The organism is Flavobacterium panacis, from assembly GCF_024649945.1.
In the GTDB taxonomy this organism is placed as follows: Bacteria; Bacteroidota; Bacteroidia; order Flavobacteriales; family Flavobacteriaceae; genus Flavobacterium; species Flavobacterium panacis.
In genome coordinates this window covers 84,008-97,251 of the sequence record NZ_JANKMS010000012.1, presented here as the reverse complement: position 1 = coordinate 97,251, position 13,244 = coordinate 84,008, and the positions used below count along the sequence as shown (strand labels likewise).

General features: G+C 33.3%; 9 protein-coding genes. 8 read left to right on the top strand and 1 reads right to left on the bottom strand.

Annotated features, from left to right (window positions below; translation table 11 throughout):
• Nucleotides 1–148: 148 nt before the first annotated feature.
• The 3 genes from NQQ59_RS21630 (at nucleotide 149) to NQQ59_RS21620 (ending at nucleotide 2,264) form a co-directional block, all read left to right on the top strand.
• On the top strand, nucleotides 149–559 hold the full coding sequence (locus tag NQQ59_RS21630; RefSeq protein ID WP_144218976.1) for a DUF4293 domain-containing protein: 411 nt from the start codon (nucleotides 149–151) through the stop codon (nucleotides 557–559).
• Nucleotides 560–683: 124 nt separating this feature from the next.
• Nucleotides 684–1,343 (top strand): response regulator, encoded by a 660-nt coding sequence (locus NQQ59_RS21625; protein WP_144218974.1) that lies wholly within the window; start codon nucleotides 684–686, stop codon nucleotides 1,341–1,343.
• Between the two features lie 3 nt (nucleotides 1,344–1,346).
• Complete coding sequence (locus tag NQQ59_RS21620; protein ID WP_144218972.1) at nucleotides 1,347–2,264, top strand: sensor histidine kinase; 918 nt, start codon at nucleotides 1,347–1,349, stop codon at nucleotides 2,262–2,264.
• Between the two features lie 2 nt (nucleotides 2,265–2,266).
• Here NQQ59_RS21620 and NQQ59_RS21615 read toward each other — a convergent pair whose 3' ends face one another.
• Nucleotides 2,267–2,761 carry a metallophosphoesterase family protein gene (locus NQQ59_RS21615; protein ID WP_144218970.1) on the bottom strand — a complete coding sequence of 165 codons (495 nt, stop codon included), beginning with the start codon at nucleotides 2,759–2,761 and terminating at the stop codon, nucleotides 2,267–2,269.
• Nucleotides 2,762–2,970: 209 nt separating this feature from the next.
• Here NQQ59_RS21615 and truA point away from each other — a divergent pair, with 209 nt between their 5' ends.
• From truA to NQQ59_RS21590, 5 genes are all read left to right on the top strand, one after another.
• Nucleotides 2,971–3,708, top strand: a complete 738-nt coding sequence (truA, locus tag NQQ59_RS21610) for a tRNA pseudouridine(38-40) synthase TruA (protein ID WP_144218968.1) — start codon at nucleotides 2,971–2,973, stop codon at nucleotides 3,706–3,708.
• Between the two features lie 148 nt (nucleotides 3,709–3,856).
• The gene (locus NQQ59_RS21605; protein WP_144218966.1) at nucleotides 3,857–5,611 is read left to right on the top strand and encodes an ABC transporter ATP-binding protein; all 1,755 of its coding nucleotides are present in this window, start codon (nucleotides 3,857–3,859) and stop codon (nucleotides 5,609–5,611) included.
• Between the two features lie 16 nt (nucleotides 5,612–5,627).
• Entirely contained in the window at nucleotides 5,628–7,199 is a 1,572-nt protein-coding gene (locus NQQ59_RS21600; protein WP_144218964.1) for a histidine kinase, read from the top strand.
• An 85-nt stretch (nucleotides 7,200–7,284) separates the two neighbouring features.
• Nucleotides 7,285–9,876 carry a zinc-dependent metalloprotease gene (locus tag NQQ59_RS21595; protein ID WP_144218962.1) on the top strand — a complete coding sequence of 864 codons (2,592 nt, stop codon included), beginning with the start codon at nucleotides 7,285–7,287 and terminating at the stop codon, nucleotides 9,874–9,876.
• A 14-nt stretch (nucleotides 9,877–9,890) separates the two neighbouring features.
• Nucleotides 9,891–13,232 carry a SusC/RagA family TonB-linked outer membrane protein gene (locus NQQ59_RS21590; RefSeq protein ID WP_144218960.1) on the top strand — a complete coding sequence of 1,114 codons (3,342 nt, stop codon included), beginning with the start codon at nucleotides 9,891–9,893 and terminating at the stop codon, nucleotides 13,230–13,232.
• The last annotated feature ends 12 nt before the right edge of the window (nucleotides 13,233–13,244 follow it).

Sequence of the window (13,244 nt, the reverse complement as noted above, 5' to 3'; positions counted from 1 at the left end):
ACTGTAAAAAGAATAGGTAGATAATAAATTTGAATTGACCGCAGTATGAAGTGCTTACGGTATTATGATGCAATAATACGAATAAAATTTTATCATACAATAGTATTTTAAAAAAAGAAAATATATTTTTGTAAAACATTTTTAGATCATGATACAAAGAATTCAAACTGTATATTTATTTCTGACTTTTGCTGTAACTGGCATTTTAATGCTTTTTGTTCCGCTTTGGACAACTGCTACGGGAAAACCTTTTTATTTTATGCAGGATATGATTTATACTTTTATCCTAGGTCTAACAACGATGCTTACCGTAGTGAGTATAATTTCATTTAAAAAGAGACAAAATCAATTTGTGTTAAACAGATTGAATATCATATTAAATTTAATTTTATTAGGATTATTTGTTTACCGATCACTAAATTTATCTGGAGAAGCGGAAGTTTCTGAGAAAGGTATTGGGATGTTTCTTCCGATTGTTGCTATCGTGTTATTAGTTTTAGCTAATAAGGCCATCAAAAAGGACGAAGATCTTGTAAAATCTGTAGATCGTTTGAGATAAACCTATAAACTTAGTTTATTGCGCGAAGAAGAACCCGAATTTTATATTCGGGTTTTTTTTGGTCTAAAACGAAATAAACGTAAGATAATTTTTCATAATTTTACTTTTTAATCAGTTTTAAAAAATGGCTTCATCAATAAAAATTCATCTCGCAGACGATCATCAGGTTTTAATTGATGGCCTCTCCAACTTATTAAAAACCGTTTCGAACTTCGAAGTGGTCGGAAGCTCACTTGATGGCACTTCTGTATATAATGATGTTGTTGCAGACGAAGCGGATGTTTTAATTCTGGACATCAGCATGCCGAAAAAAGATGGAATAGAAACGTTAAAAGAATTCAACGAAAAAGAATCTCCTTGCAAAGTTATTATCTTATCCAGTTATGATGATTTAAAAATAATTAAAGAAGTAATGAAACTGGGCGCAAAAGGTTATCTCACCAAAAATTGCGCAGGAGAAAATATCATTGAAGCTGTAGAAGCCGTTTACCAGGGACAGGAATATTTTAGCGACGCCATTAGACAAAAGATATTCAACACCTTTAAAGACAATCCGAAACTAAATCAAAATATCGTTATTGAAAGTCCAATCCTGAGTCCTCGAGAAGTTGAGATTATCATATTGATCGCCTTAGAATACAGTGGAAAAGAAATCAGCGAAAAGCTTTTTATCAGTTCGCATACCGTCGAAACTCATCGTAAAAATATTATGAAAAAACTAAACATAAAAAGCACAATTGGTTTGGTTAAATATGCTCTGAAAAACAATTTAATTAATCCCTAATTTATGTTTGGCCGTAATTTTATACTATCATTATTTTTATGTTTTGTTGTTAAAGGAACTTCTTTTTCACAACCCGTAAATACAAGTATCAATGCGAGTGGTTCTCCAACAGAAATCAAAAACAAAACAGAGCAGGATTCTATTAAAAAATCAGAACAATTACGAAATAAAAAAATAGTCAGTTTGTCTATTCTGCTCACTATTATTATCTTTTTTTTATTCTATTTTTTGTACCAGAACAATAAGTTAAAACAGAAAATAAAAAGAAAAGATACCAAACAAAAAATACTTCTTGATATCATTAATTCAGGAATTGACAGTCAGGAAATCGAACGGAAAAAAATCGCTTCTTTTCTTCATGACAACATCAATTCTCTCTTGTCATCGGCGGGATTGCATTTAAATACCTTTACGGCGCAACATGATATTAAATCTGATGAAATACAAAAAGCCAAAACTATTCTATCAGAAGCTCATGAACTCCTACGAGACATGTCACATGATCTTGTTCCTTCGCTTTTGGTTCGTTTTGGATTAATTTATGCTTTAGAAGATCTATGCGAAAAAAACTCTAATTCGGCTATTCATTTTGAATTTTCCAGTTCTATCCCAATCAGTACACGATATACTGAAAAATTTGAAATGAAGATTTACTTCATCGTCAGCGAACTGTTCAATAATATCATAAAACACAGCAAAGCCGTAAAAGCTAAAATTCATTTAATCGAAAAAAACAATGAGTTATTATTAACTATTCACGATGACGGAATCGGTTTTAAAACTCAAAAATTAAAAGATGCGGAAGGTTTTGGTTTAAATCGAATTAGAGCCCGAATTAAAAAATACAAAGGAAAACTGGCTATTACATCTAAAGAAAATGAAGGAACTAAAATTCAGATTCAGATTCCGTTGCCACTCTAAAATTATTTTTCTCCAATTTCGATGATTTCCAAATCTTTAATTTTATCATCGTCAATTACAAATCGAAGCATTGTTCTGACTTTGTGAAAACCACTTTTCCCAGCTGCACCAGGATTCATATGCAATAAATTGTTCTTTTTATCAAACATCACTTTCAAAATATGTGAATGTCCACATATAAACAATTTTGGAGGATTCAGAGCCAGCTCTTCTCTAACGTTCGGATTGTATTTTCCAGGATAACCACCAATATGTGTAATCCAAACAGAAACATTCTCACAAGAAAAACGATTGTTTAATGGAAATTCCAATCTTGCTTTTGCATCGTCGATATTTCCGTAAACAGCTCTTAAAGGTTTTAGTTTTTTAATGGTATCTGTAACGTTTAAATCACCAATATCTCCAGCATGCCAAACTTCATCTGCCTGTGCAACATATTTCAAAATAGTATCGTCAATGTGACTGTGAGTATCTGAGAGAAGAAGGATTTTAGTCATTTTTTTTTTAGGGACAAAGGTTCTGAGGTGCTAAGATACTAAGTTTTTCCTAGCATTTTAAATTGTAGAGCCCCACTGCCGTGCGTCTAATACTTTATAATATTAAAAACATCATAACATCTCTATAGAAAAAACTTAGAACCTTAGCATCTTAGCATCTTAGAACCTTTTTTCATACCTTTGCGCCTCAGAACCTTTGAACCTCAATTGTGAGATATTTTATTCAATTCGCTTATAACGGAACACATTATCATGGCTGGCAGATACAGCCAAACGCCTCTTCTGTTCAGGAAACTTTAAATAAGGCTTTTTCGGTTTTATTAAATGAACCCATTAGTATTATGGGAGCCGGAAGAACAGATACTGGTGTTCATGCTACTGAAATGTTTGGGCATTTTGATACCGAAAAAACTTTGAATATTCCGGTTTTGGTTCATAAACTGAATTCTTTTTTACCAAAAGATATTGCGATTTTTGATATTATTCCAGTTCACGATGATGCACATTGTAGATTTGATGCTTCCAAAAGAACGTATGAATATCATATCAATACAGTAAAAAATCCGTTTTTACAGGAACTGAGCTGGTATGTAAGTCAGAAACTGGATGTGGATTTTATGAATGAAGCCGCGCAGTTGTTATTGAAACATACCGATTTTCAGTGTTTTTCTAAAACAAATACAGATGTCAATACATTTGACTGCACGATTTTTGAGGCATTTTGGAAACAAGAAAATGGAAAACTGATATTTACCATTTCAGCAAATCGTTTTTTGAGAAATATGGTTCGGGCAATTGTAGGAACTTTAATTAATATAGGTTTACACAAAATTACATTGGCAGATTTAGAAAATATTATCGCCAGTAAAAACAGAGAAAAAGCAGGGTTTTCTGTCCCAGCGCATGGTTTGTATTTAACCAAAATAGATTACGATTACATTAAATAGCCCTGATTGAAGTGAAAAGCTTTTTTGAAAAAAATATAGTTTTTGTGTTTTGATAAAGCGACCAACGGAAGCTCTTAGCAAAACAATACAAAAACATATTTTTGAAAAAAACTTGTAACGGAAAGCAGGAAACAGCTCCTGAAAACAAATGAAAGCAAAAGCATTCGATACTGGATTATTCAAACGAATTTTAAAATATACAAGACCTTATAAATGGCGCTATTATGGCGTAATCATTTTTGCGGTTTCACTTTCTATTTTTGCTGCACTTCGTCCTTATCTTTTAAAAGAAACGGTTGACGGTTACATCAAAACTCATGACAAAATGGGATTGTTGATGTATATCATTTTAATGGGTGTAGTTTTATTGATGGAGGTTTTCTCTCAGTTTTACTTTGTATATTGGGCCAACTGGCTTGGACAGGATATTGTAAAAGATATTCGAACAAAACTTTTCAAACATATTTTAAGTTTCCGAATGAAGTATTTTGATTTGGTTCCGGTTGGACAGTTGGTGACACGTGCTGTTTCCGATATTGAGTCGATTGCTAGAATTTTCAGTCAAGGTTTGTTTATGATTATAAGCGACTTGATGAAAATGTTTGTGGTCCTGATTTTTATGTTTTACATGAACTGGAAACTGACTTGGATTGTAGTGGTTGCCATGCCAATTTTGGTTTACATTACTAGAATCTTTCAACGAAAAATGCAAGTGGCTTTTGAAGAAGTAAGAACTCAGATTGCTAATATGAACTCTTTTGTTCAGGAACGTGTGACGGGAATGAAAATCGTTCAGCTTTTTAACCGTGAAAAAATCGAAGCCGAAAATTTTAAAGAAATCAACAACAAACACAGAGTTGCCTGGATTAAGACGATTTTGTACAACTCCATCTTCTTCCCGATTGCCGATATTATTTCATCCATTACTTTAGGATTAGTTGTGGTTTACGGTGGATTCAGAATTTTGAATGGAGATCATTTTACGACTTTCGGAGATTTGTTTTCGTACACCATGTTTATCGGAATGTTGTTTAATCCTTTGAGACAAATTGCGGATAAATTTAACGAGATGCAATTAGGAATGATCGCTGCCAATCGCGTTTTTGATATTATTGACACGCAAGATCATATTCAAGATACTGGAAAAATTGAAGCTCCTGTTTTTAACGGAAGTATCGAATTTAAGCAAGTCCGTTTCAGTTATATCCCAGAAGAAGAAGTAATCAAAGGAATCGATTTATCTGTTTCGGCAGGACAGACTGTTGCCATTGTAGGTTCTACAGGCGCAGGAAAATCGACGATTATTAATCTCTTGAATCGTTTTTACGAAATTAACGGAGGTACTATTTCTATTGATGGAGAAAATATCGAAAACTATACCTTGGCTTCTTTAAGAAAACAAATTGCTGTGGTTTTACAAGATGTATTTTTATTTGCCGATACAATCTACAACAACATCACTTTGCACAATCAAGAAATTACTCGAGACAAAGTAATTGATGCAGCAAAGAAAATTGGAGTTCATGATTTTATTATGAACCTGCCAAATAATTACGATTTTGATGTAAAAGAACGAGGCGTTATGTTGTCATCTGGACAACGCCAATTGATTGCTTTTTTACGTTCGTATGTAAGCAACCCAAGTATTTTAATTTTAGACGAAGCGACTTCTTCTATCGATACGTATTCCGAAGAAATGATTCAGCGTGCGACAGAAACGATTACTAAAGGAAGAACTTCGATTATTATAGCACATAGACTAGCAACAATTGTAAATGCAGATAAGATTGTGGTGATGGATAAAGGATTAATTGTTGAACAAGGAACACATCAGGAATTATTACATAAAACTGATGGGTACTATAAAAATTTATATGACTCTCAATTTGCCGTCGCAAATTAAGTCATGATGATACTCTTTGAAATTTAGATTAAAAAATATTACTTCCAGACGGGCATTTGTAATTTACGTTATTGCCTCGATTCTGATTACGGTTACTTCGGTTTACATTTTGAGTAATCTGATAACTGATCTGACCGAAAAATCGAATGAAGATATGGCGCAGCGTAACTTCATTAAAAAACAGGAATTTTTATCTCAGGAATTATCCAAATTTCTAGAACAGGAAAAAAGAATTCAGCATGTTTTACAAATAAGCAGTGCTTCAAATCTTGACAATAATTTACAATTGCTTTCTTCGCTTCAGGCAAATAATAAACTGATTATACACAATTGGTTTCAGATTAATGAAAATGTTATTCATTACGGAGGTAATGAGATTTCAGAAGAAACCAAAAAAGATATTAAAGATTTTCTTTTTCAAAACAAAAACAAGCAACACATTAGTATTGTTCTTCCGCAGGGAAAAGAATGGGTTTGGCGTATTTATTTCAACCTTGTTTCAGCAAACAACACAACGGTTCGATATGGTTATGATATTGATTTAGGATTGCTTCATACTTATATTTCAAAAATAGACAAAACGGCTTCTAATTATGCTTTTGTTTTTGATAAAAAAGGAACTTGCGTTTATCATCCGGAAGCTGCTTTTATTGGAAAAAATATTTTTAAAGTTTCTTCTTTTCAGGCTTCTGATACAATATTCACCCAAAAACAAGATTTTGCGAAGAGAATTACCATGTCTGAGTTTTTAAAACTGGACGTTATCCGCTTTACTAAAAAATTAGATGTAAAAAATTCGAATTGGTTTGTTTGTGTAAACTTCCCGAAAATCTTTGTGGATGAGAATGTCGCGCAGATAAAAAAATATTCCACTTTAATTTATTCCATTACGACAGTAATGTTACTGTTGATTTTCTATCTTTTCTCTTATGCCAACAGACGTGCCTACAGAGAAAAAGGAATTGTTATTGAAGAGAAAAACAAACTCTTGGTTGAAAACGAAAAAATCATCAAAGAAAAAGCGTTGATTCAGCTGCAGCAATTAAAGGAGCAGATTAATCCGCACTTTTTGTTTAATTCGCTGAATTCACTTTATATGTTAATTGGAAGCGATATTAAAGTCGCACAAAAATTTACTTTAAACTTATCCCGAATTTATCGTTATTTAATTGATCCTCCAGAAAAGAACATTGTTCCTTTAAAGGATGAACTTTTATTTATCGAGAAATATATCTTTTTGCAGCAGACCCGTTTTAAGGAAGAGTTATTCTTTTCTATTGAAATTGAAAACGAAGCTGCATTAAACAAACATATCCCCTATCTTGCTTTTCAGATTGTGGTCGAAAATGCTATTAAGCATAATACAGCTACTCAGGAAAGTCCTCTTACTACAAAAATCCTGATTAAAGAAGATCAGGTTATCATTAGCAACAATCTTCAAAAGAAATTGAATGCTGAACCAAGTACTAAATTTGGATTAAATTATCTGAAGAGTATTTACAATTATTATTCGAAAAGCGAATTTAAGACATCAGAAAAAGATGGCACTTTCGTTTGCACGCTTCCATTACTATCCATTCACTCCTAAAAAAAATCCATTCACTCCTTTTTGTTTTTTTTCTGAACTAAAATAAAATAGTTTCGGCGAAAAATTAACCTAAACTTAACATCTGATGAAGGAAAAGAAATTCCTGCATAATTTGATAACATTTTGCATACTCCTATTATTATTATCTCCACTTACTGTTCATTCTCAAAAGAAAAAGAAAAAAGAAGATAACACTGAAATTAAAAAAGATTCTACCGATTCTAAAAAAGGTAAAAAATACAACGACCTTGTCAAAAAAGGAACGGTTAAAAAAGGGCTCTTCAATATTATTCAAGTTAAAACTGATGTTTATTTTGAAATTCAGGACAGTTTATTTCAAAGAGAATTTTTAGTTGTAAACAAGTTATCTCAGGTTCCTTTTCAGGTAAACGAAGCCGGTTTAAATAAAGGAATGAATTATGAAAACAAGATCATTAGTTTTTATAAAGATACAATCGCAAAGAAAGTCTGGGTAAAATCGTATGTTCCTAAAGTTTCTTCACCAAAAGAAGATGCGATTACAGAATCTGTAAAAAATAATTTTGCAGAATCTATTATTGAAGTTTTTGATATTGAAACTAAAAATAATGATTCGACTGCCATTGTTATTAAAGTAAATAAGATTTTTGACGGAAAACAAAAAAGCTTCAACGATGTTTTGAGTAGCACTGGTTTTGGCGGTTCTGTTAAATCTGATCTTTCTTATATTGAAGGTTTAAAATCTTTCCCTCAAAACATTGTTGTTAAATCACAACTGACAACTTCTGTAAGCGAAGGCGGTCCAGCATTGTCTGTGACGCTTGGCGTAACTAGTAATATTATTTTATTGGATAGAACTCCAATGAAACCTCGTTTTTCTGATAAACGAATTGGCTTTTTTACTGAAAAGCATTGGTACTTTGCCGATGCACAGCAGGCAATGCTTGAAAAAGAATTGATTACCCGCTGGCGTTTAGAACCAAAGAAAGAAGATGAAGAACGATATTTGAAAGGTGAATTAGTAGAGCCGAAAAAACCAATCGTTTATTACATCGATCCGTCGACTCCAAAACAATGGAGAAAGTATATTATTGATGGCGTACACGATTGGCAGGCAGCTTTTGAAAAAGCAGGATTTAAAAATGCCATTATTGCAAAAGAACCTACTGAACAAGATTTAGATTTTGATATTGATGACGTTCGTTATTCTGTCATTACGTATGCGGCTTCTCCAAAATCGAACGCCATGGGACCATCTGTAGTTGATCCAAGAAGTGGTGAAATTATCGAAGCCGATATTATCTGGTGGCATAATGTAATGACTTCGCTTCAAAGCTGGATGCGTATTCAGACTGGACCAATTGACCCAAAAGCTCGTGGAAATACATTTAGCGACGAACACATGGGTGAGGCAATTCGTTTTGTTTCTTCTCACGAAGTTGGACATACTTTTGGTCTAAAACATAATATGGGTTCTTCTTTTGCTTATGATGTGGAATCTTTACGTTCTAAAGAATTTACAGCAAAAATGGGCGGAACTGCTCCATCAATTATGGATTATGCCCGTTACAATTATGTAGCTCAGCCAGAAGATAATGTTACTGTAATTACTCCAAAAATCGGAGAATATGATAAATATGCTATCGAATGGGGGTATAGATGGTACGGTCCAAATGACAATGAGACTTTAAAGCTAAATACTTTAATTACAAAACATCAAAATGATCCGATTTATTTCTACGGAGAACAACAGGAAAATACTATTGATCCTCGTTCTCAATCGGAAGATTTAGGAAACGACGCAGTTAAAGCCAGCGAATATGGTTTGAAAAACTTAAAACGTGTTGTGGATAATATCCTAAACTGGACTTATGATAAAGATCAATCGTATTACGAAACTGGAAAATTATACATTGGAACTATCGGTCAATGGCAAATGTACAATCGTCATGTGATGAACAATATTGGCGGTGTTTATTTGAATGTAACGGTTCATGGTGACAACAAACAAAGTTATGTTCCTGTTCCAGCTACTATGCAAAAAAGAGCTGCTGACTATTTAGTGAAGAATGTAATTACGATTCCACAATGGTTATTTTTCAATGATATTTTAGACAAAACAAATCCGTTGAAAGATTCTCCTCTTGGGCCTTATGAATATACTCCATATACGCTTTCAAGAGAACTGCAGTACGACGTTATGTATAATTTATTCAGTGATGATCGTTTGCTTCGAATGACAGAAAACGAATTATATCAGCGTAACAAAACCAAAGACCCTGTTTTTACCGTAAATGACTTGTTTAAAAAAATGCATCAAAGTGTGTTTGCAGGAACCATTCAAAATAAATCTTTGAGCATTTTAGAAAGAATGACACAAAAGAATTATGTAGATGTTTTAATTGTTTCAACAAACAAATTATTTGAAAAAACAGATCCTAAAAAATTACTAGACATTCAGCAGACTTTAAACATGCCTCATTTGTGCAACTATTTAGATGATGCTCACATGGCACGAAACATCAATCAATCCACTTTGAAAAGAGTTACAGAAGTGACTTCAGATAAAAAAGGAGAATTAAGCAAAGTCCTTCAATTATTAAAAATTAAAAAGAATACTGGAGATCAATCTACCCAAAACCATTACAACGATTTAATACAACGAATCGAAAAAGCCCTGAATAATACAACCTTTTAATACACAACCAAAACATGACAAAATTTTTACAAACCCTACTGCTGTTCCTGGCCATCGCAGGATACTCGCAGGAATCCCGAACTATTTCGGGTATTGTTTTAGACGAAAATGACAAATCTCCGATTCCTGGAGCATCAATTTTTGTTGAGAACAATTCGATCTCTAGTAAAACAGCTATGGCTGGAATTATTCAGAGTGAAAGCATCGGAACTACTTCAGACTTTGATGGTAAGTTTCAATTAAAAGTACCTAAAAATGTTACCGCATTAAGAATAACATTTATGGGATACAAAGCCTATACTTTAGATTTATCTTCCTCTCAAAAAGAATATACAATCAGTTTAAAATCTGAAGTTGGAAAACTTCAGGAAGTTGTAGTAACGGGTTATCAAAAAATTGAAAAAAGAAAGCTTACTTCTGCAGTAGCAAAAGTTGATATGGCTTCTATTCAGCAAGCCGGAGTTGCAAGTGTGGACCAAATGTTGTTGGGACAAGTTGCCGGAGTTGCTGTAACTACACCATCTGGAGCACCTGGAGCACCAGCTAAAATCAGAATTAGAGGAACTGCTTCTCTTAACGGTTCTCAAGATCCTCTTTGGGTTTTGGACGGATTGCCATTAGAAGGTCGAGATGTGCCTACAAACTACGATAAAGACAACATAGATTTATTGGCAAATTATTCTATTGCAGGATTAAACCCTGATGATATTAAAGATATTACGATTTTAAAAGATGCAGCTGCAACTTCTATTTATGGTGCACGTGCTGCCAATGGAGTTATTGTAATTACCACTAAGAAAGGAAGAAGCGGTAAAATGGTAATCAATATCAACACTAACACTTTTATCACGCAAAGACCAGATTTCGATAAATTGAATTTAATGAACTCTAACCAAAAAGTTGATTTTGAACTTGGTATGGCTAGTCGTTCTGATTTAACATACAGAGATACTGGCGGTCAGGTAGCTCGTATTTTAAATGGAGCTAATGAATTAAATGCTTTCAGAACTGGGGGATTCTCTGCTTTGAGTCCAGCTACTCAAAATTCTATTAATGCTTTAAGAAACAATAATTTGAACTGGGGTAATTTAGTTTACCAAAACGCAATCAATACACAGCATGGTTTAAGCCTGTCTGGTGGAGGCGAAAAATCAGATTACTATTTCTCTACAGGTTTTTATGACGAACAAGGAACTACTATTGGAACTGGTTTCAAACGTTACAATTTAACCTTAAAAAACAACTACGAAGTATCGGACAGATTTAAAGTTGGTGTTGGAATTTTTGGTTCAGAATCTATCAAAAAATCTTACCTTACAGAAGCAAGTGGAAATACAAATCCTGCTAATTATTCAAGAAACGTAAATCCGTACCTTACACCTTACAATGCTGACGGAAGTTACAATTATGACCAGGATATTACAGGATATTCTGATCGTTACGTTCCATATAATCTTTTTGAAGAAAGAGCAAACACTTCTTACGAACTGAAAGCAAGAGCCATAAAAGCGCTTTTGGATGCTGAATACAAAATTACAGATCATTTAAAAGTAAACAGTCAGCTTGGACTTCAGTTGGACCAGACTTCTACTGATAAATTTGCTGGTCAAAACAGTTACTATACAAGAAGATACAAAGAAAAATCACGTTATTTTTCGAATGGTAATTTCAATTATTTCCTTCCAGCAGGTGGTGTAATCGAAAATTCTAATAACGACTTTTTTCAATACAATTTAAAAACAACGCTTAATTACGCAAACAATTTTGCTGACAAGCACGAGGTTGAAATTATGGTTGGTAATGAGTTAAGAAGAAATTACCAAACAATTATAGAAACTAGAGGATTCGGTTTTGATGAAAATACATTGACAACTCAGCAAATCGTTTTCCCAAATTCTGATTTTGCAAACAACGCTGAATACAGAACGTACCTGAAGTCGCAAAATGAAAATGCTTTTGCTTCTTTCTTTGCAACTGCTTCCTATACATATAACAAAAAATATACTTTCTTTGGAAGTGCACGTTATGATGGTTCAGATTTATTTGGTGTAGACCCGAAATACAAATACTTGCCACTTTGGTCTGCTTCTGGAGCTTGGTTGGTTTCTCAGGAAAACTTCTTAAGAGACAGCAACGTTATTTCTAACTTAAGACTACGTGCTTCTTATGGTTTACAAGGAAATATCGACAAAAACACTTCTCCATTTGTTGTAGGAGAAAACAAAACTACAACTATTCTTCCAGGACAAACAGAACCTACAATTGTAGTGGTTAGTCCTCCAAACGAAAAATTGCGTTGGGAAAAAACTACGAATACAAACTTTGGTGCAGATCTTGGATTGTTTCATAACCGTATTAGCATTGTTGCTGATGTTTACGGAAGAAAAAGTACCGATTTATTAGGTAATAGAGCATTACCTCTAGAAAATGGTTTTGAATTTACAAACATGAACTGGGCTCAGGTAACCAATAAAGGTTTTGAACTTTCTATTTCAACAAGAAATATCGATCGTCCAAATTTTAAATGGACTACCAACTTCAATCTTGCACAAAACAAGAGTAATGTTGACCGCATAGAAGTTCGTGATACTGATTATATGCCAAGCAGAGAAGGTCGTCCTGTAAATGCAGTTTTCGGATTTAAAACAAACGGAATCGACGAAAACGGAAATCCTTTATTTGTAAATAAAAAAGGAGAAACAGTAAACAGTCAAACTTTCTTTGGTTTATATGATTTATTTGCAGATTTCTTACCAGGAGAATTTTCGCAATCAAAATTATCTGCTGCAGAGTTTAGAGATTTATTTACTTATTTAGGAGATAGAGATCCTAAATATACAGGAGGTATTACCAATACTTTCAAAGTGGGTAATTTTGATTTAGCAGTTGTGGCTTCATTTACTTTAGACCAAACTGTTGTAGAAACTCCACCTTACAACGGAGCTGAAGTAGACAGAGGACGAAATTATTCAAGTAGAATTTTAGATGCTTGGTCGCCAACTAATACTTCCTCAAACTTACCAGGAATTACAAGCATGACTTCTGGATCAGGAGATGCTTGGATGGCCTACCAATGGTATTCTGGAGGAAACAATATTATAACTATGAATTACCTGGATACATGGGCTCGTAAAATGAGTTATATGAGATTGAACAGTATCCGTTTAGGTTATACACTTCCAAAAGCGTTTACAGATCACATTAATATTTCGAGTATTAGACTTAATGTTGAAGCAAGAAACTTATTTGTAATTAGTTCTGATTTCAAAGGTTACTTTGATCCAGAAACTTATGGAAATATTTATTCTCAGCCCGTTCCTAAGTCATTTACTGTAGGTTGTAATGTTACTTTTTAATACTATCAAAAG